This window comes from Mycobacterium spongiae (genome assembly GCF_018278905.1).
GTDB lineage: Bacteria > Actinomycetota > Actinomycetes > Mycobacteriales > Mycobacteriaceae > Mycobacterium > Mycobacterium spongiae.
The window spans coordinates 4,473,773-4,498,023 of sequence record NZ_CP046600.1 but is presented as its reverse complement, the minus strand read 5'-3'; the positions used below and the strand labels follow the sequence as shown (position 1 = coordinate 4,498,023).

At 64.1% G+C, this 24,251-nt stretch carries 18 protein-coding genes and 1 pseudogene; 10 read left to right on the top strand and 9 right to left on the bottom strand.

Going from position 1 to position 24,251, the window contains the following annotated elements:
- Positions 1–20 precede the first annotated feature (20 nt).
- A complete protein-coding gene (locus tag F6B93_RS18305; RefSeq protein WP_211696352.1) occupies positions 21–1,406 on the top strand; it encodes a magnesium chelatase ATPase subunit I in 1,386 nt (461 codons plus the stop codon).
- Positions 1,399–3,390, top strand: a complete 1,992-nt coding sequence (locus F6B93_RS18300; RefSeq protein WP_211696351.1) for a vWA domain-containing protein — start codon at positions 1,399–1,401, stop codon at positions 3,388–3,390. Before F6B93_RS18305 ends, F6B93_RS18300 begins: the two co-directional genes overlap by 8 nt.
- Positions 3,391–3,406: 16 nt before the next feature.
- Here F6B93_RS18300 and F6B93_RS18295 read toward each other — a convergent pair whose 3' ends face one another.
- The 8 genes from F6B93_RS18295 to F6B93_RS18260 all read right to left on the bottom strand — a co-directional run bounded on the left by F6B93_RS18295 (position 3,407) and on the right by F6B93_RS18260 (position 13,605).
- Positions 3,407–4,216: an enoyl-CoA hydratase/isomerase family protein gene (locus F6B93_RS18295; protein WP_211696350.1), complete on the bottom strand. Its 810-nt coding sequence runs from the start codon at positions 4,214–4,216 to the stop codon at positions 3,407–3,409.
- Positions 4,217–4,301: 85 nt separating this feature from the next.
- On the bottom strand, positions 4,302–4,904 hold the full coding sequence (locus F6B93_RS18290) for a DUF1707 SHOCT-like domain-containing protein (protein ID WP_211696349.1): 603 nt from the start codon (positions 4,902–4,904) through the stop codon (positions 4,302–4,304).
- Positions 4,905–5,103: 199 nt separating this feature from the next.
- A complete protein-coding gene (locus F6B93_RS18285) occupies positions 5,104–5,904 on the bottom strand; it encodes an enoyl-CoA hydratase family protein (RefSeq protein ID WP_211696348.1) in 801 nt (266 codons plus the stop codon).
- Between the two features lie 10 nt (positions 5,905–5,914).
- Positions 5,915–7,081 carry an acyl-CoA dehydrogenase family protein gene (locus F6B93_RS18280; protein ID WP_211696347.1) on the bottom strand — a complete coding sequence of 389 codons (1,167 nt, stop codon included), beginning with the start codon at positions 7,079–7,081 and terminating at the stop codon, positions 5,915–5,917.
- Positions 7,082–7,114: 33 nt separating this feature from the next.
- Positions 7,115–9,106, bottom strand: coding sequence for an acetyl/propionyl/methylcrotonyl-CoA carboxylase subunit alpha (locus tag F6B93_RS18275; protein WP_211696346.1), 1,992 nt, complete (start codon positions 9,104–9,106; stop codon positions 7,115–7,117).
- Positions 9,107–9,111: 5 nt separating this feature from the next.
- The gene (locus F6B93_RS18270) at positions 9,112–10,707 is read right to left on the bottom strand and encodes an acyl-CoA carboxylase subunit beta (RefSeq protein WP_211696345.1); all 1,596 of its coding nucleotides are present in this window, start codon (positions 10,705–10,707) and stop codon (positions 9,112–9,114) included.
- A 49-nt stretch (positions 10,708–10,756) separates the two neighbouring features.
- Positions 10,757–11,917, bottom strand: a complete 1,161-nt coding sequence (locus F6B93_RS18265) for an acyl-CoA dehydrogenase family protein (protein ID WP_211696344.1) — start codon at positions 11,915–11,917, stop codon at positions 10,757–10,759.
- Positions 11,914–13,605 carry an acyclic terpene utilization AtuA family protein gene (locus F6B93_RS18260; protein ID WP_211696343.1) on the bottom strand — a complete coding sequence of 564 codons (1,692 nt, stop codon included), beginning with the start codon at positions 13,603–13,605 and terminating at the stop codon, positions 11,914–11,916. Before F6B93_RS18260 ends, F6B93_RS18265 begins: the two co-directional genes overlap by 4 nt.
- A gap of 316 nt (positions 13,606–13,921) precedes the next feature.
- On the opposite strand from F6B93_RS18260, the gene rpmF reads away from it, so the two are divergent.
- The 8 genes from rpmF (at position 13,922) to F6B93_RS18220 (ending at position 23,725) form a co-directional block, all read left to right on the top strand.
- Positions 13,922–14,095, top strand: a complete 174-nt coding sequence (gene rpmF / locus F6B93_RS18255) for a 50S ribosomal protein L32 (protein ID WP_211696342.1) — start codon at positions 13,922–13,924, stop codon at positions 14,093–14,095.
- Between the two features lie 211 nt (positions 14,096–14,306).
- Complete coding sequence (gene mprA / locus F6B93_RS18250) at positions 14,307–14,993, top strand: two-component system response regulator MprA (protein ID WP_211696341.1); 687 nt, start codon at positions 14,307–14,309, stop codon at positions 14,991–14,993.
- Complete coding sequence (locus tag F6B93_RS18245; protein ID WP_211696340.1) at positions 14,993–16,528, top strand: HAMP domain-containing sensor histidine kinase; 1,536 nt, start codon at positions 14,993–14,995, stop codon at positions 16,526–16,528. The genes mprA and F6B93_RS18245 overlap by 1 nt, the downstream gene beginning before the upstream one ends.
- 129 nt (positions 16,529–16,657) lie before the next feature.
- Positions 16,658–18,082, top strand: a complete 1,425-nt coding sequence (locus F6B93_RS18240; RefSeq protein WP_211696339.1) for a S1C family serine protease — start codon at positions 16,658–16,660, stop codon at positions 18,080–18,082.
- A complete protein-coding gene (locus F6B93_RS18235; protein WP_211696338.1) occupies positions 18,082–18,627 on the top strand; it encodes a MogA/MoaB family molybdenum cofactor biosynthesis protein in 546 nt (181 codons plus the stop codon). The genes F6B93_RS18240 and F6B93_RS18235 overlap by 1 nt, the downstream gene beginning before the upstream one ends.
- A gap of 604 nt (positions 18,628–19,231) precedes the next feature.
- Complete coding sequence (locus F6B93_RS18230; RefSeq protein ID WP_211696337.1) at positions 19,232–19,966, top strand: ABC transporter ATP-binding protein; 735 nt, start codon at positions 19,232–19,234, stop codon at positions 19,964–19,966.
- Between the two features lie 9 nt (positions 19,967–19,975).
- Entirely contained in the window at positions 19,976–22,552 is a 2,577-nt protein-coding gene (locus F6B93_RS18225) for an ABC transporter permease (RefSeq protein WP_211696336.1), read from the top strand.
- A 6-nt stretch (positions 22,553–22,558) separates the two neighbouring features.
- Entirely contained in the window at positions 22,559–23,725 is a 1,167-nt protein-coding gene (locus F6B93_RS18220; RefSeq protein WP_211696334.1) for a lipocalin-like domain-containing protein, read from the top strand.
- A 47-nt stretch (positions 23,726–23,772) separates the two neighbouring features.
- Here the strand turns inward: F6B93_RS18220 and F6B93_RS18215 are convergent.
- A pseudogene (locus F6B93_RS18215) lies at positions 23,773–23,919 on the bottom strand (integrase core domain-containing protein); the annotation flags it as partial.
- Positions 23,920–24,251: the final 332 nt, after the last annotated feature.

Genomic DNA, 24,251 nt, shown 5'->3' with positions numbered 1-24,251 from the left:
AGACTGCGTCGTAGCGTGGAGTGGTGACTTCACCGAGCAATCTGCCCCACACCGTCGGCGAGTTGCGTGCCGCCGGCCACCGTGAACGGGGGGTCAAGCAGGAGATCCGGGAGAATCTGCTGACCGCCCTGGCCGAGGGAGACGACGTCTGGCCCGGCATCCTGGGCTTCGACGACACCGTAATTCCCCAGCTAGAGCGGGCTCTGATCGCCGGTCACGACGTCGTCCTGCTTGGCGAACGCGGCCAGGGCAAGACCCGGCTGCTGCGCGCGCTGACCGGGTTGCTCGACGAGTGGACGCCGGTGATCGGCGATGCTGAACTCGGTGAGCACCCGTACACCCCGATCACACCGGAATCGATCCGGCGGGCCACAGAGCTCGGTGATGAGCTGCCGGTGGCCTGGAAGCACCGCAGCGAGCGCTATACCGAGAAGCTGGCCACCCCGGACACGAGCGTCGCCGATCTGGTCGGTGACGTCGATCCGATCAAGGTGGCCGAAGGACGCAGCCTCGGGGATCCCGAGACCATCGCTTACGGGCTTATCCCGCGGGCGCACCGCGGCATCGTCGCGGTTAATGAACTGCCCGACCTCGCCGAGCGCATTCAAGTCTCGATGCTCAACGTGATGGAGGAGCGCGACATCCAGGTCCGCGGCTACACGTTGCGCCTGCCGCTCGACGTCGTGGTGGTCGCCAGCGCCAACCCCGAGGACTACACCAACCGTGGTCGGATCATCACGCCCCTCAAAGACCGGTTCGGCGCCGAGATCCGCACCCACTACCCGCTGGAGCTGGAGGCGGAGATGGGCGTGATCGCCCAGGAAGCGCACTTGAGTGCCGCGGTACCCGACTATCTGATGCAGGTGCTGGCCCGGTTCGCGCGCTACCTGCGGGAGTCCAGTTCGATCGATCAGCGGTCCGGGGTGTCGGCACGGTTCCCGATCGCGGCGGCGGAGACGGTCGCCGCCGCCGCCAGACACCGCGGGGCGATGCTGGGGGAGACCGATCCGGTGGCCCGCGTCGTCGACCTTGCAACGGTGATCGATGTCTTGCGGGGCAAGCTGGAGTTCGAGTCCGGGGAGGAAGGCCGCGAGCAGGCGGTGCTCGAGCACCTGCTGCGCCGCGCGACCGCCGATACCGCGTCGCGGGTGCTGGGGGGCATTGATGTCGGCGCGCTGGTCGCCGCCGTCGAGGGCGGTTCCGCGGTGACCACGGGCGATCGGGTGTCCGCCAAGGATGTGCTGGCCGCGGTTCCGGGGCTATCGGTCGTGGACACCATCGCCAAGAAACTGCACGCGGAATCCGAGGGCGAGCGTGCCGGGGCTCTGGAACTCGCCTTGGAGGCGCTGTATCTCGCAAAGCGGATCGACAAGGTTTCGGGGGAGGGCCAAACAGTCTATGGCTGAGCCGGTGCGGGGGCACGCAACGCGATACTCGGCGTACACCGGGGGGCCCGACCCGCTGGCGCCGCCGGTGGATCTGCGTGAGGCGTTGGAGCAAATCGGGCAAGACGTCATGACGGGTGCCTCGCCGCGGCGCGCACTCTCCGAGCTGTTGCGGCGCGGCACCAAGAACATGCCGGGTGCTGACCGACTCGCTGCGGAGGCGAATCGGCGCCGACGGGAATTGTTGCGCCGCAATAATTTAGATGGCACCTTGCAGGAAATCAAGAGGCTGCTCGACGAGGCGGTACTGGCCGAACGCAAGGAACTGGCCCGCGCGCTGGACGACGACGCCCGCTTCGCCGAGCTGCAGCTCGATGCGCTGCCCCAATCGCCGGCCAAGGCCGTCAACGAGCTTTTGGAATACGACTGGCGCAGCAGCCAGGCCCGCGAAAGCTACGAGCAGATCAAGGATCTGCTCGGTCGCGAAATGCTCGATCAACGCTTTGCCGGGATGAAGGAGGCGTTGCAGGGCGCCACTGACGAGGATCGCGAGCGTGTCACCGAGATGCTCGACGACCTCAACGAATTGTTGGACAAACACGCCAGCGGTACCGACACCCAGCAAGACTTTGATGACTTCATGACTAAGCACGGCGAGTTCTTCCCGGAGAACCCCGGCAACGTCGAGGAGCTGCTGGACTCGCTGGCTAAGCGAGCCGCTGCCGCGCAGCGGTTCCGGAACAGCCTCAGTCAGGATCAGCGTGACGAACTGGATGCCCTGGCGCAGCAAGCATTTGGATCTCCGGCGCTGACGCAGGCCTTGAATCGGCTCGATGGATATCTGCAGGCGGCGCGGCCCGGTGAGGACTGGACCGGGTCGCAGCAGTTCTCCGGTGACAATCCGTTCGGCATGGGTGAAGGTGCCCAAGCGCTCGCCGATATCGGTGAGCTGGAACAGCTGGCCGAGCAGCTCTCCCAGAGCTATCCGGGTGCGACGATGGATGACGTCGACCTCGATGCGCTGGCACGCCAGCTCGGCGACCAGGCCGCCATCGATGCCCGCACCCTTGCCGAATTGGAACGCGCACTGGTGAATCAGGGTTTCTTGGACCGCGGGTCCGACGGCCAATGGCGACTTTCGCCCAAAGCCATGCGCAGGCTCGGCGAAACGGCGCTGCGTGATGTGGCGCAACAACTTTCCGGACGTCATGGCGAACGGGACCACCGACGTGCCGGGGCGGCTGGCGAGCTGACCGGCGCGACCCGGCCCTGGCAATTCGGCGACACCGAGCCGTGGAACATCTCGCGCACATTGACCAATGCGGTCCTGCGACGAGCGGGAACCGCACGCCTCGACGGTTCGGCCGGTCCCCTCCGGATCGCTGTCGATGACGTCGAAGTCTCCGAGACCGAGACACGAACACAGGCCGCAGTCGCGTTGTTGGTCGACACCTCGTTTTCGATGGTGATGGAGAACCGCTGGCTGCCGATGAAGCAAACGGCGCTGGCCCTCAACCACCTGGTGTGCACGCGATTCCGGTCGGACGCCTTGCAGATCATCGCGTTCGGCCGCTACGCGCGGACGGTTACTGCCGCCGAACTCACCGGATTGGAGGGCGTCTACGAGCAGGGCACCAACCTGCATCACGCGCTGGCGTTGGCTGGCCGGCATCTGCGCCGGCACCCTAACGCGCAGCCGGTTTTGCTCGTGGTTACCGATGGTGAGCCGACCGCGCACCTCGAAGACTTCGACGGGGAGGGGTCTGCGGTCTTTTTTGACTACCCGCCGCACCCGCGGACCATTGCCCACACGGTGCGTGGGTTCGATGACATGGCCCGGTTGGGTGCGCAAGTGACGATTTTCCGGCTGGGCAGTGACCCGGGGCTGGCGCGGTTCATCGACCAGGTTGCGCGGCGCGTGGAAGGACGTGTCGTGGTGCCCGACCTCGACGGTCTGGGAGCGGCGGTGGTGGGCGACTACCTGCGCTCGCGCCGGAGGCGATAGCGCCGTGGAAGTCTTATCAGGTCGGTGCAGAGCTGCCCGGATTGCGATTGAACACCGGCGTTCTCTTCTCGAGAAACGCGAGCATCCCCTCCCGGGCATCGTCGGATCCCAGGGTTGCGTGAACTGCCCGTCGCTCCGCGGCGAGCAGATCGGTCAGCGTGCGGCTCTCGCAGTCGTGAAGAGTGTCGAGCACGCCGCGGACGGCGAGCGCGGGTTGCCGGGCCAGCTCGACGGCAAGGTCCGTCGCTCGGCTCTTGAGCTCGCCAATTGGCCACACCTCGTCGACGAGACCGATGGCGTGTGCCGCTGGTCCGCCGAGAGTCTTCGCTCGCAGGATCATGTCCAGGGCGTGTTGGCGCCCGACCGTTTTGGCCAGCCGAGCCGAACCTCCCCAGGCGGGAGTCGCGCCCAGGTGCATCTCGGGCAGACCAATGGACGCGCCGTCGGTGGCGGCGAGCCGGAACGTGCAGCCCAGCGGAAGCTCGATGCCTGCGCCGAGGCAATGCCCGAACAGGGTGGCCACCGATGGCTTGCCCATGGTCTCGATGCGCTGGATCAGATCGAGGCGGCGGTCGAAGAACGTGTCGATGTCGCCGGCGGCCGCGATGCCCTTAGCCAGCTCTTTGAGGTTCATCCCGACCGAGAAGTTGTCGAGTCCCTGCGCTGTGATGACGAAGGCGCGGATTTCCTCGTCGCCGGCGATGTCGTCGACGACCTCGCTGAGTCGCTCGATGTAGGCCAGACCCATCCGATTCAGCGGCGCATCCATGTTGGTGACGATTGCGACACCGTCGGAGCGCTTCTCATACCGCAGCGGTTCATCCATCGCTGCTACAGATTACCCACGTGCCGTTGTGAACGCGGTTTCCGCGCACTCCGCGGCAACGGAGCAGGTGATGACGGGCGCTCGCCTACTTGCGTGGGTTGCGCGTCTTACGCTTGATGCCCACGTCGCCCCAAAAGGAGAAGCCGCGGATCTTCACCGTTGGTGCACCACGGGAACCCTCGCCCGCGACCTCGCGATCGAAGCCGCCCATGACGCCGCGACCGCGGATCTCGACGTTGATTTCGGGTGGCAGCACGATGGTCTGCATGCCCATGATCGAGTACGCGTGGATTTCGACCTCGGTGGACGTGAAGTCCGCGTAGCGCAGATCCACCACGCCGTTTCCCCACAACGCGAAGGTGGTCAGCTTGTTCGGCACATTCCACCGGCCGCGACGCTCGAATCCGGTCAACAGCGCCAGCAGCAGGGTAGACGGTGCCGGATTGCACTCGCCGCCTCGACGCGGGATTAGTGCCGCGTCCGGGAGATCGGCTCGGAGTCGATCCAATTCCTGGTACGTGGTTGCCGCGTAGGCCTTGGTGAGCCGGTCTTCGTAGTCGGTCAGCTGTAGGCGACCCTGTTCAGCCGCGTAGGCCAGCAACTGCGCGATCTGTATTCGGTCGGTGTCCGACGCACGCGAAAAGTCGTCGCGGGCTTTCCTTGCGTCACTGTGCGCCGGGTTGCTCATCACCTATGAGCCTACGACTTCACGATTTCGCTGCAAGAGGTGATGGCGAAACCGCAACATTCGTCGCGCTGGACGGGTCCGATGGCGCGGCACCAAGCAGTGCTGGTCGATCACGGAGGCTGCCCGGGTCCATCGGGTGCGCCGGGTACTGCGAACATCTGCCCGTCGATGCGGCCAGCAGCGCCGGCCCCGCCCGATGTTAGCGGCCCGCGTCGCCGTCGGGTTGGACCCAGCTGGGAGGGCGCTTCTGCAGGAACGCGAGCATGCCCTCGCGCGCCTCGTCGGAAACGAACAGCCGGGCCGACTCCTCGGTGAGCCGCTCGGCGTCGCGGTCGAATCCGTCGAGTACCGCCGCGGTGGTCAACGCTTTCGACGCTGCCAAACCCTGGGGCGATCCGCGGCCCACGTCGGCGACCAGCGCGGCCACGGCGGCGCCCACGTCGTCGGCGGCCATCGTGATCAATCCGATCTCCGCAGCTTCGGTGGCGCCGAACTTCGCGCCGGTCAGGTAGTAGCGGGCGGCTGCGCGAGCAGACAGCTTCGGTAGCAGCGTTAGCGAGATGATCGCCGGGGCGACGCCGATGCGGGCCTCGGTCAGCGCAAAAGTGCTCTGCGGACCGGCGACCGCGATATCGCACGCACCGACCAGGCCGAACCCGCCGGCCCTTACGTGTCCATCAATGGCACCGATGACCGGCAGCGGTGATTCGACGATTGCGCGCAGCAGCGCGGTCATTTCGCTCGCTCGCGCGACGGCCATGTCGTACGGGTCGCCGGTGCCGGCTTCGCTCAGGTCCGCGCCGGCGCAAAACGTGGTTCCGGTGTGCCCCAGCACCACCACCCGCACCGATGGATCTGCCGCAGCCTCGCGCAACCCCTGATGTAGTTGGCTGACAAGTGCGCTGGACAGCGCGTTGCGGTTGTGCGGTGAGTTCAGGGTCAGCTTGGCAACCGGACCTCCACACGAGGCTGGGCCGGCGTAGTCGACGAGATTATCCATGAGCCGGGCTTCAGTAGGATCGAGGCAAGTCCAGCGAGGTCTGCGCTACGAAATTCAGCACCATCTCGCGACTGATCGGGGCGATCCGCGCCAGCCGGGACGCGGTCATCATGGCGGCAACGCCGTACTCTTTGGTCAGCCCGTTGCCGCCCAGCGACTGCACGGCCTGGTCGACAGAGCGTGTCGATGCTTCGCCCGCAGCGTATTTGGCCATGTTGGCAGCTTCAGCCGCGCCAGCGTCGTCGCCGTGATCGTAGAGTGTGGCTGCCTTCTGCGTCATCAGCTTCGCCAGTTCGACCTCGATGTGGCACTGCGCCAACGGATGCGCCAGGCCCTGGTGCGCGCCGATCGGCGTGGACCAGACCTTGCGGGTCTTGACGTAGTCGACGGCCCGGCCCAGTGCCAGCCGCCCCATGCCCACGGCACTTGCGGCACCCATGATGCGCTCGGGGTTAAGGCCCGCGAATAGCTGCGCGATGGCAGCGTCCTCGGCGCCGACGAGGGCATCAGCGGGCAGCCGGACCTCGTCAAGGAAGACCTGGAATTGCCGCTCGGGGCTGATCATTTCCATCTCGATGGGTGTGTAGGTGAAGCCGGGAGTGTCCGTGGGCACCACGAATAATGCCGGGCGGAGCTTGCCGGTCTTGGCCTCTTCCGTCCGGCCGACGACCAGCACGGCCTGCGCTTGGTCCACGCCGGAGATATAGATCTTCTGGCCCGTGATCACCCAGTCGCCGCCGTCGCGGTGCGCAGTTGTGGTGATCTTGTGGGAATTGGAACCAGCGTCGGGTTCGGTGATCGCGAACGCCATCGTCACCGAGCCGTCGGCAAGACCCGGTAACCAGCGCTGCCTTTGCTCGTCGGTGCCGAACTTGCTGATGATGGTGCCGTTGATAGCGGGCGACACCACCATCATCAGCAACGGGCAACCCGCCGCTGACATTTCCTCCATCACGAGCGACAGCTCGTACATTCCGGCACCGCCACCGCCGTACTGCTCGGGCAGGTTCACTCCCAGAAAGCCCAGCTTGCCCGCTTCCGACCACAACTCGTCGGTGTGTTCGTGCTTGCGGCCCTTGTTCAGGTAGTACTCGTGGCCGTAGCTGGATACCAGGGCTGCCACCGCCTTGCGTAGCGCCTGGCGCTCCTCACTTTCGATAAAGCTGGTATCGGTCATGACATGTCTCCTTTGTGGTCCTTTATGGTCGCCCTATTGGGCGCCTGACGCCTCAACTCGTGCGAGGACGGCGCCGACTTCGACTTGCTGGCCGGTCTTGACGTTGAGTTCCGCGAGCACACCGTCGGCCGGCGCCGCGATGGTGTGTTCCATCTTCATTGCCTCCAACCAGATCAGTGGCTGGCCGGATGTGACGGTGTCGCCGATCTGCGCGCCGAGCCGGATCACATTGCCTGGCATGGGTGCCACCAGCGAACCCTGTTCGACGGCCGATCCAGGCTCGGGGAACCGTGGCAGCGCGACGAGGTGAACCGGCCCGCGCGCCGAGTCGACATAGATGTCGTCGCCGTATCTGGCTACCGCGAAACGGTACGCGACTCCGTCGGCCCCAGTGTTGGAGGCCAGCACGACCTCATCCGAGGAGTGCGATACCAGTTGCACCCCCGCGTCGCCGGGCAGCATTAATCCGGTCCTGGTGAAGCGGTATTCGACCCGGTGCTCGGTTTCACTGTTCCCACCGTGGCAGCGGTAGGACTTGACTTGATGGCCCGATGCGAGGTTGCGCCAGCCACTGGGTATCGAGGCGAATGTTGTTGCGGTCGCGCGGTTGTGCGCGGAATCGGCTAGCGCCGCGGCGATCGCGGACAGTCGCAGTGTCGTGGTATCCGCTAGCGGCTCCGCCAGCTCTGCCAGGCCGTGGGTGTCAAAAAACGCGGTATCGGTGGCGCCGTCGAGAAATGCCGGATGGCGCAGCACGTTAACCAGCAGATCCCGGTTGGTCCGCAGCCCGTGCACCCGGGCGCGGGCCAGCGCGTCGGCGAGCACCAGCGCCGATTGCTGACGCGTCGGCGCATACGAGATGACCTTCGCAAGCATTGGATCGTAGTGAATTGAGACCACCGAGCCTGCGACAATGCCGGAATCCAACCGAATCCCGGTCCGTTGTCCGAGCGAGGTGAACTCGGCTCGAACCGCGGGCAACTCGATCGCGTGCACGAGGCCGGCCTGTGGTTGCCAGCCCTGGGCGGGATCCTCCGCGTAGAGTCGGGCCTCGATCGAATACCCTCGCGCTGGTGGAGGTTCAGAGTCCAGCGCAGCGCCGTCGGCGACCGCGAGTTGCAGTTCGACCAGATCCAGCCCGGTGGTTTCCTCGGTGACGGGATGCTCGACTTGCAGCCGGGTGTTCATCTCCAGGAAATAGAACTCGCCATCATCATCGGCGAGGAACTCCACCGTCCCAGCACCGGTGTAGCCGATGGCGCTTGCGGCCAGCCGGGCTGCGTCAAACAGCTTGGCGCGCATACCGGGTGTGCGTTCCACCAGCGGAGCCGGCGCCTCCTCGATGATCTTCTGGTGCCGGCGTTGAATGGAGCACTCACGTTCCCCGACGGCCCACACCGTGCCGTGGGTGTCCGCCATGACCTGGACCTCGATGTGGTGACCGGTCGGCAAGTAGCGCTCGCAGAACACGGTCGGGTCGCCGAACGCGGACTGCGCCTCGCGCCGGGCGGCCTCGACTTCGGCGGGTAGGGCGGACAATTGGTGAACCACGCGCATGCCGCGACCGCCGCCGCCCGCGGATGCCTTGACCAGCACCGGCAGTTGGGCTTCGGTGACGGCGCCGGGGTCGAGTTCGTCGAGGACCGGCACCCCGGCGCCGGCCATGAGCTTCTTGGACTCGATCTTGGAGCCCATCGCGCGCACCGCGTTCACCGGAGGCCCGACCCAGGTCAGGCCGGCGGCCTGCACTGCCGTCGCGAACTCGGCATTCTCCGAAAGGAATCCGTAGCCGGGATGCACCGCGTCGGCGCGGGCCGCGCGCGCCGCCGCGATGATCGCGTTGGCGTTGAGATAGTCGTTGGTCTTCGGCAGGCGCACCCGTGCATCCGCCTCGCCCACGTGCGGCGCGGCGGCGTCGGGGTCCGTGTAAACGGCCACGGTTCCCAATCCCAACCGTCGGCAGGTGGCGAACACCCGCCGGGCGATCTCGCCGCGATTGGCTACCAAGACTCGAGTAATTGGCATCGGTATCACATCCGAAAGACGCCGAAGTTCGACGTCCCCTTGATCGGGCCATTCGCGATGGCGGACAGACACATTCCCAGGACGGTGCGGGTGTCGCGCGGGTCGATCACCCCATCGTCGTAGAGCATCCCGGATAAGACCAGCGGCAGCGACTCGGCTTCGATCTGGCCTTCAACAGCGGCTCGCATTGCGGCGTCGGCCGCCTCGTCGACTTCCTGCCCGCGGGCTTCGGCGGCCGCCCTGGCCACGATCGACAACACACCCGACAGCTGGGCGCCGCCCATCACCGCCGATTTCGCGCTGGGCCAGGCGAACAGGAACCGCGGATCATAGGCGCGTCCACACATGCCATAGTGGCCCGCGCCATAGGACGCGCCGATCAGCAGCGAGATGTGTGGCACCGCAGAATTGGAGACGGCGTTGATCATCATCGACCCGTGCTTGATCATCCCGCCCTCTTCGTAGTCCTTGCCCACCATGTAACCGGTGGTGTTGTGCAAGAACAACAGTGGCGTGTCGGACCGGTTGGCCAGCTGGATAAACTGGGTGGCCTTCTGCGATTCTTCGCTGAACAGCACGCCGCGAGCGTTGGCCAGGATGCCCAGCGGATAGCCGTGCAGCCGGGCCCAGCCGGTCACCAGCGAAGACCCGTACAACGGCTTGAATTCGTCGAATTCGGAACCATCGACGACACGCGCGATCACTTCCCGCGGATCGAACGGGATACGCAGATCCGCCGGCACGATGCCGATCAGCTCCTCGGCATCAAAGAGCGGTTCGGTTACCGGTCGCGGCGCGGGCCCTTGTTTGACCCAGTTCAGCCGCGCCACGATACGACGTCCAATGCGCAGCGCATCTAGCTCGTCCACAGCGAAATAGTCGGCCAAACCCGATATTCGGGCATGCATTTCGGCACCGCCAAGGGACTCATCATCGGATTCCTCGCCGGTGGCCATCTTGACCAGCGGCGGGCCGGCCAGAAAGACCTTGGACCGTTCCTTGATCATCACGACGTGATCGGACATCCCGGGAACGTAGGCGCCACCGGCAGTGGAGTTACCGAATACCAATGCGATGGTGGGGATTCCGGCCGCTGAAAGCCGGGTCAAGTCCCGAAACATCTGACCACCCGGGATGAAGATTTCCTTCTGAGTGGGCAGGTCCGCCCCGCCGGATTCCACCAGCGAGACGACTGGAAGCCGGTTCTCGAACGCGATCTGGTTGGCTCGCAGTATCTTTCGCAGCGTCCATGGGTTGCTCGTGCCGCCTTTGACGGTCGGGTCGTTGGCGACGATCATGCATTCCACGCCGCACACCGCCCCAATCCCGGTGACCAGGCTGGCGCCGACCTTGAATGAGCTGCCCCAGGCCGCGAGGGGGCTCAGCTCCAGGAACGGGGAGTCGGGGTCGACGAGCAGTTCGATGCGTTCGCGCGGGGTGAGCTTGCCCCGGTTGTGGTGCCGGTCGACGTACTTGGGACCGCCGCCCCCGAGGGCCAGGGCGAGTTCGGCGTTGATCTCGTCGAGCTTTGTCGTCGCCGCCAAGGCCGCCTCGGTGAATGTGTCGGCGGTTGCGTCGAGCATGGACTGCAGTGTGGTCATGAGCGCCGCCGACGGTGCAGACGGGAACGATGCCCAAGAGGCGGTGCAATCATGATTGATACCCCAGGAGTTTGGCGGCCAGTGCGGTCAGTATCTCGGTGGTGCCTCCGCCGATGCCCAGGATCCGCATATCTCGATACTGGCGTTCGACTTCGGATTCGGCCATGTAGCCCATGCCGCCGAACAGCTGCACGGCCTGGTTGGCAACCCATTCCCCGGCCTCGACAGCGGTGTTCTTGGCGAAACATACCTGGGGGATCAAATCGGTCTCCCCGGCCAGCTGGCGCTCCACCACATTGCGGCAGTAGACACGAGCGACGTCGATGCGGCGTGCCATCTCGGCGAGCGTGTTTTGCACCGTCTGGCGGGATATCAAAGGGCGGCCGAACGTCTCCCGGTCGCGACACCACTGGGCGGTGATGTCCAGGCACCGCTGCGCGCTGGAATACGCCTGCGCGGCAAGGCCGACGCGTTCAGAAACGAAGGCGTGGGCGATCTGGGCGAATCCGGTGTTCTCGGCGCCCACGAGATTGGCTCGGGGCACACGCGCGTCGGTGTAGGACAGCTCGGCGGTGTCAGACGAGCGCCAGCCCATCTTGTCCAGCTTGCGGGTGACTTGTAAGCCAGGTGAGCAGCCGGGGCCGTCCTTTTCGACCACAACCAGGGAAACTCCGCCCGCGCCAGGTCCGCCGGTGCGCACCGCGGTGACGACATAATCGGCCCGCACCCCGGATGTGATGTAGGTCTTGGCGCCGTTGATGATGTAGTGGTCGCCATCGACGACGGCGGACGTCCGCAGATGCCCGACGTCCGAACCGCCCCCGGGTTCGGTGATTGCCAGGGCGCCGATCTTCTCGCCGGCCAGCGTCGGCCGCACGAAGGTGTCGATCAGCCGCGGGTCGCCCGAGGCAATCATGTGGGGCACCGTGATGCCGCAGGTGAACAGCGAGGCGAAGACCCCGCCCGGTGCACCGGCCTGGTGCAGTTCCTCGCAGATGATGACCGGGTCGGCGCTGTCACCGCCGCCACCACCCACCGCCTCGGGAAAACCCGCGCCGAGCAACCCCGCTTCAGCGGCCCGGCGGTGCAGGTCGCGCGGCAGCTCGCCGATGCGCTCCCACTCGTCGATATGCGGCAGGACTTCCCGCTCGGCGAATGCACGCACCGTCTTTCGCAGTTGGACGCGCTCCGGTGTATTCCAGATGTTCACAAGAGCCTTTCGGGAATATCGACGTGGCGGCTGCGCAGCCATTCGCCCAGCCCCTTGGCCTGCGGATCGAATCGCGCCTGGTAGGCGACTCCCTCCCCGAGGATCTGATCGATGACGAAGTTCACCGCTCGCAAACTGGGCAGCACGTGGCGCGTCACAGAGAGGTCGGCCGCCTCGGGCAGCAGCTGCTTGAGCAGCTCGACGGTTAGCTCGTTGGCCAGCCAGCGCCACTGCTCGTCGGTGCGTACCCAGACCCCGACATTGGCCGACCCGCCCTTGTCGCCGCTGCGGGCACCCGCGACGAGGCCCAGCGGCGCCCGCCGCGTCGGGCCGGCCGGCAGCGGGTCGGGAAGCGCCGGGGTGTCGGCTGGAGCCAACTCGAGAGTGTCGGTGGCACACGGGATTGTGGTGCGCGTCCCATCGGCGTGCACGGCGACGTGCGGCACCTCGGTGGCGTCGACATAGCCGGGCGTGAAGACGCCGTAGACCTGACCCGCACTGGGCGGGGCGGTGACTGTGAACCCCGGATAGCTCGCGAGCGCCAATTCGACCGCCGCGGAGGAGAATGGGCGCCCGACGTTGGCCGGATCGGGATCACGGACAACGCAGTGCAACAACGCGCTCGCGGCTTCCTCGGTGTCGGCGTCGCTATGGTCGGTGCGGGCCAGGGTCCACTCCAGCTCGGCGGGCTTGACGGTCAGTGCGGCCTCGAGCTGACGCTGGACCAAGTCGGCCTTCGCCTCGATGTCCAGGCCCGTGAGCACAAATGTGATGGCGTTGCGGAATCCGCCGATGCTGTTCAACGAAACCTTGTACGTGGGCGGCGGTGGTTCGCCGATCACGCCGCTGATGCGCACCCGGTCGGGGCCGTCGCTGGCCAGTTCGATGCTGTCCATCCGGGCCGTCACATCGGGGTTGGCATACCGGGCTCCGGTGATTTCGTACAACAGCTGCGCAGTGACTGTGTCGACGCTGACCAGACCACCGGTACCGGGATGCTTGGTAATGACCGACGAGCCGTCGGCATGCACCTCGGCCAGTGGGAAACCGGCGTGCAGTAGGCCCGGGATTGCCGGGACCTCGGTGAAGAACGCGTAGTTGCCGCCGGTTGCCTGCACGCCGCATTCGATAACGTGGCCAGCGACCACAGCGCCGGCGAGCTGGTCGTAGTCGTCGCGGGCCCAACCGAAGTGTGCCGCCGCGGACCCGACGATCACCGAGGCATCGGTGACCCGGCCGGTGACGACGACGTCGGCACCCGCCTGTAGGCAGTCGACAATGCCCCACGCACCCAGGTAGGCGTTTGCCGTCAGGGGGGTGCCCAATCCCAGTTCAGCCGCGCGGGGCTGTAGGTCGTCGCCTTCGACGTGGGCGATGCGCGCCGGGATGCCCAGACGCTCGGCCAATGCCCGTACCGCGCTGGCCAGCCCCGCCGGGTTGAGCCCCCCGGCATTGGCGACGATGCGCACTCCGCGGTCCTGGGCCAGTCCCAGGCATTCCTCGAGTTGGGTGAGAAAGGTCTTGGCGTAGCCGCGGTCGGGATCCTTCATCCGGTCGCGGCCGAGAATAAGCATGGTCAGCTCGGCCAGGTAGTCGCCGGTGATGTAGTCGAGGTCGCCACCGGTGAGCATTTCGCGCATCGCTGACAGGCGATCGCCGTAGAAGCCCGAGCAGTTCCCGATACGCACGGCGCCAGAATGGCCAGAGTGACCAGAGTGACCAGAGTGAGAGGCCATGCGAATCCTCCCTTCGTTGGGATTCCATGTTGTCGAGCACCTGCCACGACGCCAACCAACCGGTAGGTCAGCCTAGCGGGGGTCACGGTACCGCAAGTCGCCGCCGTCGTCGCTGGTTCACACCAAATTGATCCTGCCCGTTCGGCCGGCCGTTTTGGTGAGCAGCAGGTCAACCGACTACCCTTGACTGCAATCGTCGCCGTTCGGCTGTTGGCCGCGTCGCGCGACCTGCCCCAGTGAAGCCCCAACCGAGGAGTTAGGCCCGACCATGGCCACACCCAAGCGCAGAATGTCGCGAGCGAACACTCGAAGCCGTCGTTCGCAGTGGAAGGCCGACCGGCCCGAGCTGGTCAGCGTCACGGTGGCTGGGCAGAAGCACAAGGTGCCGCGGCGGCTCCTCAAGGCGGCCCGTCTGGGTCTCATCGATCTGGATCGCCGCTAGCGGACGGGGCCGGCCCTCACGTCGCGGTACGTCGCAACGGTCACAACTGCCACGGCCGTCTCGGTGCCGGCGAACATAGGTTGTGCGGGCAGCGAGAGTAACCCTGCCTGCGGAGGCTAGTGTGGCGGATGTGACGAGAACCATCAGCAAATAGCGGTACACCGGCGCGCCTCTCAGGCCAGTCTCAGGCGCTCGTACGAAACTAGGGTCCGTGCGGATTCTGGTCGTCGACGACGATCGCGCGGTGCGCGAGTCGCTGCGCAGATCGCTTTCCTTCAACGGTTACTCCGTCGAGCTTGCCCATGACGGGGTCGAAGCCCTCGACATGATCGCCAGCGATCGGCCCGACGCGCTGGTCCTCGATGTCATGATGCCGCGTTTGGACGGCCTCGAGGTATGCCGTCAGCTGCGCAGCACCGGGGATGACCTGCCGATCCTGGTACTGACCGCTCGAGACTCGGTTTCTGAGCGGGTTGCCGGCCTCGATGCCGGCGCCGACGACTACTTGCCGAAGCCATTTGCACTCGAAGAGTTGTTGGCGCGAATGCGGGCGCTGCTGCGCCGGACCAAGCCCGATGACACCGTCGAGTCGGTGGCAATGAGGTTCTCCGACCTCACGCTCGACCCGACAACCCGCGAAGTCACCCGGGGGCAGCGGCGGATCAGCCTGACGCGCACTGAATTCGCATTGCTCGAGATGCTGATTGCCAACCCGCGACGGGTGCTCACCCGCAGTCGCATCCTTGAGGAGGTGTGGGGATTCGACTTTCCCACCTCGGGTAACGCGTTGGAAGTCTACGTGGGGTATCTACGCCGCAAGACCGAGGCCGATGGCGAGCCGCGGCTGATCCACACCGTGCGCGGAGTGGGCTACGTGCTACGCGAAACACCGCCCTGATGTTCTCTTTCGGCCGGTCACGGCGGGGTGGCCGGGCTCCGCTTCGAGCCACGAGCTCGCTGTCCCTGCGGTGGCGGGTGATGCTGCTGGCAATGTCCATGGTGGCGATGGTCGTCGTGTTGATGTCGTTCGCCGTTTACGCGGTGATCTCCGCGGCACTGTATAGCGATATCGATGACCAGCTGCAGAGTCGCGCTCAGCTGCTCATCACCAGCGGTTCGCTGGCCGCCGATCCGGCAAAGGCTATCGAGGGCACGGCCTATTCGGATGTCAACGCGATGCTGGTGAACCCGGGCCGGTCGATCTATACCGCCCAACAACCGGGCCAGACCCTCCCGGTCGGCGGGCCGGAGAAGGCAGTGATCCACGGCGACTTGTTCATGTCGCAGCGCACCGCGGCCGACCAACGGGTGCTTGCCATCCACCTGCCCAACGGCAGTTCGCTGATCATCTCCAAGAGCTTGCGGCCGACTGAAGCCGTGATGAGCAAACTGCGCTTTGTGCTGCTGATGGTCGGCGGCGTCGGGGTGTCGATTGCCGCGATAGCCGGCGGGATGGTCACCCGGGCCGGGTTGCGGCCGGTCGGTCGGCTGACCGAAGCCGCCGAACGAGTCGCACGCACCGACGACCTGCGGCCCATCCCGGTTTTTGGCAGCGACGAGCTGGCTAGGCTCACTGAGGCGTTCAACTTGATGCTGCGGGCATTGGCGGAATCTCGGGAACGACAGGCACGGTTCGTTACTGACGCCGGACACGAATTGCGCACCCCGCTGACATCGCTACGTACCAACGTCGAACTGCTGATGGCATCGATGGAACCCGGAGCGCCCCGGCTACCTGAGCAGGAAATGGTCGATCTACGGGCCGATGTGCTAGCCCAGATTGAGGAATTGTCCACGCTGGTCGGCGATCTGGTGGACCTTACTCGAGGCGATGCCGGTGAGGCCGTGCACGAGCCGGTCGAGATGACCGACATCATTGACCGCACCCTGGAACGAGTCAGGCGGCGCCGCAACGATATTGACTTCGACGTGCAGGTGGATCCCTGGCAGGTGTACGGCGATTCCGCAGGGTTGTCGAGGGCGGCGCTGAACCTCATGGACAATGCGGCCAAATGGAGCCCGCCGGGCGGCCAGGTGGTCGTGAAATTGAAGCAGCTGGACCCGTCACACGCAGAGCTGGTGGTGTCGGACGATGGCCCGGGCATTCCCCTCTCGGAGCGGCGTCTGGTGTTCGAACGCTTCTACCGATCAGCGTCAGCCCGGGCCATGCCGGGTTCCGGTCTGGGGTTGGCCATCGTCAAACAGGTCGTGCTCAACCACGGTGGATCCGTGCGCCTGGCGGATACCGTTCCGGGACGCCAGCCCCCAGGGACGTCGATTCACATACTCCTACCCGGGCGCCCCATGCCGACCGTGGAGTACCCAACGAGCGACGAAGCCGAGTCCGTCGACGACGGATCTGACGACGGCGCGAACTTTCGGGGTTCCGCGAACGTTATCTCAGTGGATTCTCAGTCAGCGCGCGCAAGGTAGGTGTGCAGTTACTGTTAAAACTGAGCTCATGCAGGTCATGCATGGCCACAAAGCCTCGCATGGGAAAGCCTCCCACAGGGGCGCTTAGAGGGACTACTAGAGGGACTAGAGGAAGAGCGACATAGCGACATGACGAATCACCCGAGGTATTCGCCACCGCCGCAGCAACCGGGATACCGTAACGCGCCTAATCAGCCTGTGCCGCCCGCGTATGCCCAAGGGCAGCAAGCGTACAACCAACAGTTCGACTGGCGTTACCAGCAATCCCAGCCGACCCAATACCGGCAGTCGTTCGACGCGCTCAGTGGCAGCGGCCCGGGTCCGTTGCCCGGTGCTGCCGGGTCGGGTCCGGTGTCCGGGGCTACCGGGCCGGGGACCGGACCGGGTGCGATACCCGGGATGCTTCCGCCGATGGCGCCGCCTCCGGCTGTGGTCCCCCAACGACGACCTCGTGGTGGCATGTTGGCCATCGGGGCATTGGCCATCGCGGTGGTATCCGCCGGGATCGGCGGCGCGGCCGCATCGATCGTTGAGTTGAACCGGTCGCCCGCGGGTGGCAGCGGCGACACCATAGCTGCCAGCTCGTCTCCCAGTGTCCCGGCCGCAAACATGCCGGCGGGCTCGGTCGAGCAGGTTGCCGCCAAGGTGGTGCCTAGTGTGGTCATGCTGGAGACCGATATGGGCCGTCAATCGGAGGAGGGCTCCGGCATCATCCTGTCTGCCGACGGGCTCATCTTGACCAACAACCATGTGGTTGCGGCCGCAGCCAAACCCCCCGCCAACGGTCCGGAGCCGAAGACGACCGTGACCTTCTCAGACGGCCGTACCGCGTCGTTCACGGTGGTCGGTGCCGATCCGACCAGTGATATCGCCGTCGTCCGGGTTCGGGGCGTGTCCGGCCTCACCCCGATCGCCGTCGGTTCGTCGGCGGACCTGCGGGTCGGCCAGCCGGTGCTCGCCATCGGGTCACCGCTGGGTTTGGAGGGCACCGTGACCACAGGGATCGTCAGCGCACTCAACCGGCCCGTATCGACGACAGGTGAGGCCGGAAACCAAAACACCGTGCTGGACGCCATCCAGACCGACGCGGCGATCAATCCCGGCAACTCGGGCGGCGCACTGGTCAACATGAGTGGTCAACTCGTCGGCGTCAACTCAGCCATCGCCACGCTGGGCGCGGACTCGGCCGATGCGCAGAGCGGCTCGATCGGCCTCGGATTCGCGATTCCAGTCGACCAAGCCAAGCGCATCGCCGATGAGTTGATCAGCACCGGCACCGCATCACATGCCTCCCTGGGCGTGCAGGTGACCAATGACAAGGCCACGCCGGGCGCCAAGATTGTCGAAGTGGTGGCCGGTGGTGCGGCTGCTGACGCCGGAGTGCCCAAGGGGGTAGTGGTTACCAAGGTCGATGACCGGCCGATCAACAGCGCCGACGCGTTGGTTGCTGCGGTGCGGTCCAAGGCACCGGGTGCCAAAGTGGTGCTGACCTATCAGGATCCCTCTGGGGGCAGCCGCAAGGTGGAGGTCACCCTAGGCAAGGCGGAGCAGTAATGAAGGTCGACGCACAGTGGTCAGAGCCCGGATATACGGTTGCACCCATGGAACAGCGCGCGGAATTGGTAGTCGGCCGGGCACTTGTCGTCGTCGTGGACGATCGCACCGCGCACGGCGATGAAGACCACAGCGGTCCGCTTGTCACTGAGCTGCTCACGGAGGCGGGTTTCGTGGTCGACGGAGTGGTCGCGGTCGCAGCGGACGAGGTCGAGATCCGCAATGCGCTGAATACGGCGGTGATCGGCGGGGTGGATCTGGTGGTGTCCGTCGGGGGGACGGGAGTGACGCCTCGTGATGTCACCCCGGAGGCCACCCGGGACATTCTCGACCGGGAAATCCTGGGCATCGCCGAGGCGGTCCGCGCCTCGGGGTTGTCAGCCGGAATCATCGACGCCGGATTGTCGCGCGGTGTGGCGGGTATGTCTGGCAGCACGTTGGTGGTCAACCTCGCCGGATCCCGGTACGCGGTTCGTGACGGAATGGCGACGTTGAATCCGCTGGCCTCCAATATCATCGGCCAGTTGTCGAGCCTGGACATCTGAGTCCGGATTGCACATCACGCCCCGGTGACCGGCGAGATCGTGTTGTTTCGGGCTTTGCCAGCGTGGGTAGCTGCTCATCGAAGGACGGAACCTGCCACTACCTCGCTCGGCTGGTGATTCGCACCTGATGGGCGCACCACCCTCGTGCGCTGAGCCGGGGACTACCGGTGATCTGCCCGGCCGTGGCGCCATTTCCCTTCTTGGGATCCGGGTTCATTCTGGCCGCGTCGTCGACCGCCCCGGGGACTCCGAATGATGAATTCATACCGACGGACTTGCCCTCCGGGCGCTCGTGGACCTGTCGATCCGCGGAGATGACGAGGCGGCCTCGGCGTCATTGTGACCGCGGGAGTGCCTCAGCACGTTGAAGATTCGCTGAAGCGCGCCACAGGTTTGCGGCCGAAGGCGATGTGGCCGAATGGAGTCGATTGGATACTTTAGGTGGCTGCCATGGCTCGTAGGGGGTTGTGGTGGGTCCCATGCCCTGGTAAAAATCTGCTGAAGCCGCCGCCGGGGATGCGCCGGCCGGCACCCGAACCAAGAAACTCCACCAGCTAGTCATGACTCGGTCACCACTCGCCGCGCTGTCCACCAAAGGAGGTTCATGGGCCAGCAACCCATCGTTCAGCTCAGGAACCTCAGCCGTTGCTTTCAAGAGGGCGACACCCAACGACAAGTCTTAGACCACATCACCGCTGATTTTGAACCAGGTGAGTTTGTCGCGTTACTGGGTCATAGCGGGAGTGGCAAAAGCACCTTGCTGAACCTCATCAGTGGCATCGAAAAGCCGAGCACAGGTGACGTCACTATCAACGGCTTCGCGATGACCAGGAAAAGCGAGCGGGATCGGACACTCTTTCGGCGTGATCAGATTGGCATCGTGTTCCAATTTTTCAACCTGATCCCGACGCTTACCGTGCTCGAAAATATTACCCTGCCCCAGGAGCTGGGAGGGGTACCTCAAAGAAGAGCGGCCGGCGTGGCCCGTGACTTATTGAAGAAAGTGGGCATGGCGGGATGCGAAAGCTCTTTTCCCGACAAACTCTCGGGTGGCGAACAGCAACGGGTGGCCATTTCTCGAGCGTTGGCGCACGACCCCATACTGGTGCTCGCCGATGAGCCCACGGGTAACCTTGACAACAATACGGGAGATAGAGTACTTGCTCTCCTACTCGATCTCACGCATAAAGCGGGTAAGACGCTAATCATGGCCACGCATAGCCGCCAGGTGGTTCATCATGCTGACCGGGTCCTCAATCTAGAAGGCGGCAAATTGATACCCGGCATGTCTCCCGAAAACCCCGCGACAGCTCACATGGGTTCCTTACCCATCACGTGAACCAATTGGATGAACTATCTCGATAGTCGCGCGGCAGCCTCCTATCTGCCGTTGGTGCGCGCGGCCTCGCGCCGTCTGCGTCAACGCCCGTTTCAGTTTGTGCTCTTGGTCTTGGGAATCGCCCTGGGTGTAGCGATGATCGTGGCCATCGACCTATCTAGTCGCTCGGCTCAACGGGCCTTTGACCTCTCGGCTCAGGCCGTCACGGGCAAAGCCACCCATCGGCTGGTTGGCGGCCCCGCCGGCATCGACCAACGGCTCTATATTGACCTGCGCAGACAAGGTTACGACCTGTCCGCGCCGGTCATCGAAGGCTACGTGTTGGCGCGCGGAGTCGGAAACCGTCCGATGCGCCTCATGGGCATCGACCCGTTTGCCGAGCCGCCTTTTCGCTTGTCTCTATGGTCGAACCACGATGTAGCCGAGCTAGAGAGCTTCTTGACTCGGCCCAATGCCGTTGTTCTGAGCCGATCGGTGGCGGCGGAGTATGGCCTGGCGCTGGGCGATAGCTTTGTTCTGCAGGTCGAAGGCGCACCCACGACTGTTGCTCTCGTAGGCCTGGCGACACCACCGAACGAAATTGGTAAGCAGAAATTGCGTGACCTCATCATCGCGGATATTGCCACTGCCCAAGAGCTATTTAACATGCCGGGCAGGCTGAGTCACATCGATCTTATTGTGAAAGACCAGGCCACTGCGAAGCGACTCAAGCAACGCCTGCCGCCAGGCGTCCGTTTAGAAAAGGCGAACGCCCAGAGCGACGCGGTTAAACACATGACCGACGCGTTTACGGTCAATTTGACCGGGCTCAGTCTGGTCGCCTTACTGGTCGGTGCTTTTCTCATCTACAATACGGTAACTTTCAATGTCGTGCACCGCCGCCCCCTCTTTGCCGTCCTGCGGTGCTTGGGCGTTACTCGAGCGCAATTATTCTGGCTGATAATGACGGAATCCGCTATTGCGAGCGTGATTGGCGCTGGCCTAGGTCTTGCGGCTGGCATTTGGCTTGGCGAGGGCCTGATTGGCCTCGTGGCACAAACGATCAATGATTTCTATTTTGTCGTCAATGTTCACGAGATGGCTATCTCCACCGAAAGTTTGTCGAAGGGGTTGATTGTTGGCATAGGTGCTGCCGTGTTGGCCACCGTTCCGCCGGCTATAGAAGCGACGCGCACCGCCCCCGCTACCACCTTGCGGCGGTCCTCACTAGAGGGCAAGGTATCCAGACTCATGCCGTGGATGTGGGCGGCTTCGGCTGCTTTCGGAACCTTTGGCTTGGTGATGCTGTGGTGGCCCGGCGGAAAGCTCGTTATGGCGATTATCGGTCTCTTTGCCGTCTTGACCGCTTTTGCGCTCATTACGGCACCGCTGACCCGGTTTGCAATGCTGCGGGTCGCTCCTGCGCTCGGCCGTCTCTTCGGTCCACTGGGGCGAATGGGTCCACGGGATATTGCGCGCTCCTCGAGCCGCACCTCCATCGCCATTGCAGCATTGATGATGGCGGTGTCGCTGATCGTCGGCGTCTCCATGTCGGTGGGTTCGCTTCGCCAAACGTTGGCTGACTGGCTAGCGGCGACTTTGAAGGCCGACATCTACGTGTCTCCGCCGACGCTTGCGTCAGGTCGTCCCAGCGGTAGCCTGCCGCCAGATGCCGTCGAGACGTTGAGCGCGTGGCCGGGCGTGCTCGACGCCATTACGGCCAGCTATGGTGCCGTTTTCGCGCCAACCTGGGGGCGTGAGGTGGAATTGATGGCGGTGACGGGGGATATGTCCGCCGGCAAGCGAAGCTATCAATGGATCGACGGCAATAGCGAAACGCTGTGGGGACGCTTCCTGGCGGGTGAAGGCGTCATGTTGTCGGAACCGATGATGACGCGTCAACATTTGAGAACTCCACCCCAGCCGATCACGCTGCTGACGGATTTTGGGCTGCAAACATTCCCTGTTCTTGCGGTCTTCAGCGACTACACCTCCGACCAAGGTGTGGTATTGATGGACCAAGCCAGCTACCGTGCTCAGTGGCACGATAAGAACGTGACCACTATGTTCCTCTTTGTGGCGCCAGATACAAATGCGGATGCTTTGCTCGATGAGCTGCGCGCGGAATTCGCCGGACGCGAAGATCTCATCATTCAATCGACTCGCAGTGTGCGCGAGGCATCAATGGCGATTTTTGACCGCAGCTTTGCCATTACTATCGCGCTACGACTGGTGGCCACGGTGGTTGCGTTTGTCGCGATATTGAGTACATTGGTGAGCTTGGAATTGGAAAGGTCCCGTGAACTCGGTGTTTTTCGAGCTATTGGCATGACTCCTCGCCAACTGGGCAGACTGATTCTCCTTGAAACCGGCCTTATGGGGGGAATAGCTGGATTGTTGGCCTTGCCTACGGGGATTGTTTTGGCGTGGATTCTTGGCCGTACCATCAATTTACGTTCATTCGGCTGGACTGTGCAGATGCATTTTGAATGGGAATACGTTGTCCGTGGTGTCTTGGTGGCTGTGGTGGCCGCCCTGGCGGCGGGCCTCTATCCCGCGTGGCGTTTGTCGCGGATGAGTATTAGCGCGGCAATTCGTGAGGAATGAGATTGTATGCGTAAAGCACCTCTGACTGGTTGCGGGCTGTTGCTGACGGTCGTGCTGACACTGACCGCTTTTTGGTGGTGGCAGCGACCAACGACGGGTGCCGTGGCTACCGACCCGTTGCTTGGGATGCTTGCCGATGAGAACAACGCCGGGTACTCCGTCGCCACAGCGCCCGGGGCGATGAGGTTTCCGCGGGACCTAGGGCCGCACTACGACTACCAAACCGAATGGTGGTATTACACAGGGAATTTGAAAACCAGTTCCGGGCGACGTTTTGGCTACCAGCTTACGTTTTTCCGTCGGGCTTTGGCGCCACCCGGTGAGGCGCAAGACGGAGGCGACGCTGCGTCATGGCGCACCAATCAGGTGTATATGGCGCACTTTGCACTGAGCGATATCGCCGATGGCGTCTTTCACAAAGCGGAGAAGTTTAGTCGGGAAGCGTTGGGTCTCGCCGGCGCCAGGGCGCTCCCGTACGACGTTTGGCTAGGGGATTGGCGTGCTCGCGAAACCAAAGAAGGCCTGGTGGAACTCGTTGCGCAAACGGAAAAAGTTTCTCTTGATCTGAGAGTGCGGCAAACGCTTCCCCCTGTGCTGCACGGCGATCTGGGGTTAAGTGTCAAGAACAGAGAGACCGGGAATGCATCGTACTACTATTCTCTAGTTCAGCAAGAAACAGTCGGCACGGTGTCCGTCGGTGGTCATCGGTTTAGTGTTAGTGGCGTCAGTTGGAAAGACCACGAGTACATGACGAACGCTATGGCCAGCGAAGATGTGGGTTGGGACTGGTTCGGCCTACAATTTGACAACGGGACTGCGTTGATGCTTTATCAGATTCGGCGTGCAGATGGGCGGGTAAGTCCATTTTCCGGCGGTTCTTTCGTAGCCAGCGACGGGAAGGTAACTCACCTGGAGCTATCCGATTGGAAAATGAGTGCGGGGGATCATTGGATCAGTGAGCACAGCGGCGCTAGCTATCCGACTACCTGGGAAATTGACATTGAAAAGTTGGGTTTTAGGCTGACTGCGACGGCATTGATACCGAATTCGGAGTGGCGGAACGCGACAACCTATTGGGAGGGGGCGGTGGACATCGACGGCAGCTATCTGAACATGCCGCTTAGCGGTTCGGGATATGTTGAAATGACTGGCTATTCTGGAGCGGGCCCGTGAGTTCGGCGGAGGTGGCTCCGCTGAGGGGGACCGGTTTTTGTCCAACGCTATGCGGCTTGGGGTTGATGGGTCGTGGTCCATTGTAGGGCGAATTCGGTGCGGGTGAGTTCGTCGTGGGCGGTGTGGGGTCTGTTGGTGTTGTAGTCGCGACGCCAGTCTTCGATCATCACGCGGGCTTCCAGCAGCGATTCGAAGTGGCGGTCATGCGGGCGCTCGGTGTTGAACCATTAGGACCCCATTCGGCGATGGTGATCTCTGTGACAAGCAGACAGGTACGTTCGCTCGATAATCGCGCCTTATGTCAATGCACGTTGCTGTCCTCCGGGGCGGGTGTGCGCTGTGCACTGTAGAGCTGGTGCTGCTGGGCAGTTCGCCCTGTGTCCAGGTTCTTTTGCGGCGGGGGTTGGGGCCGGGTTTGTAGGTTGCACACCATGTTGTCGGGCTGTTGGGTGAGCGGGTGGCGTGGGAGGTCGGGGCGGCTGGTGGAAACGGTGGGCCGGGGGCGCCGGTGCGGCGATTGCCTTGA

Excerpts from the sequence above, each read along its gene's own strand:
- F6B93_RS18300 (WP_211696351.1), top strand. The coding sequence starts at position 1,399 with ATGGCTGAGCCGGTGCGGGGGCACGCAACGCGATACTCGGCGTACACC.
- F6B93_RS18295 (WP_211696350.1), bottom strand. The coding sequence starts at position 4,216 with ATGGATGAACCGCTGCGGTATGAGAAGCGCTCCGACGGTGTCGCAATC.
- F6B93_RS18290 (WP_211696349.1), bottom strand. The coding sequence starts at position 4,904 with ATGAGCAACCCGGCGCACAGTGACGCAAGGAAAGCCCGCGACGACTTT.
- F6B93_RS18285 (WP_211696348.1), bottom strand. The coding sequence starts at position 5,904 with ATGGATAATCTCGTCGACTACGCCGGCCCAGCCTCGTGTGGAGGTCCG.
- F6B93_RS18280 (WP_211696347.1), bottom strand. The coding sequence starts at position 7,081 with ATGACCGATACCAGCTTTATCGAAAGTGAGGAGCGCCAGGCGCTACGC.
- F6B93_RS18275 (WP_211696346.1), bottom strand. The coding sequence starts at position 9,106 with ATGCCAATTACTCGAGTCTTGGTAGCCAATCGCGGCGAGATCGCCCGG.
- F6B93_RS18270 (WP_211696345.1), bottom strand. The coding sequence starts at position 10,707 with ATGACCACACTGCAGTCCATGCTCGACGCAACCGCCGACACATTCACC.
- rpmF (WP_211696342.1), top strand. The coding sequence starts at position 13,922 with ATGGCCACACCCAAGCGCAGAATGTCGCGAGCGAACACTCGAAGCCGT.
- F6B93_RS18245 (WP_211696340.1), top strand. The coding sequence starts at position 14,993 with ATGTTCTCTTTCGGCCGGTCACGGCGGGGTGGCCGGGCTCCGCTTCGA.
- F6B93_RS18240 (WP_211696339.1), top strand. The coding sequence starts at position 16,658 with ATGACGAATCACCCGAGGTATTCGCCACCGCCGCAGCAACCGGGATAC.
- F6B93_RS18235 (WP_211696338.1), top strand. The coding sequence starts at position 18,082 with ATGAAGGTCGACGCACAGTGGTCAGAGCCCGGATATACGGTTGCACCC.
- F6B93_RS18230 (WP_211696337.1), top strand. The coding sequence starts at position 19,232 with ATGGGCCAGCAACCCATCGTTCAGCTCAGGAACCTCAGCCGTTGCTTT.
- F6B93_RS18225 (WP_211696336.1), top strand. The coding sequence starts at position 19,976 with ATGAACTATCTCGATAGTCGCGCGGCAGCCTCCTATCTGCCGTTGGTG.
- F6B93_RS18220 (WP_211696334.1), top strand. The coding sequence starts at position 22,559 with ATGCGTAAAGCACCTCTGACTGGTTGCGGGCTGTTGCTGACGGTCGTG.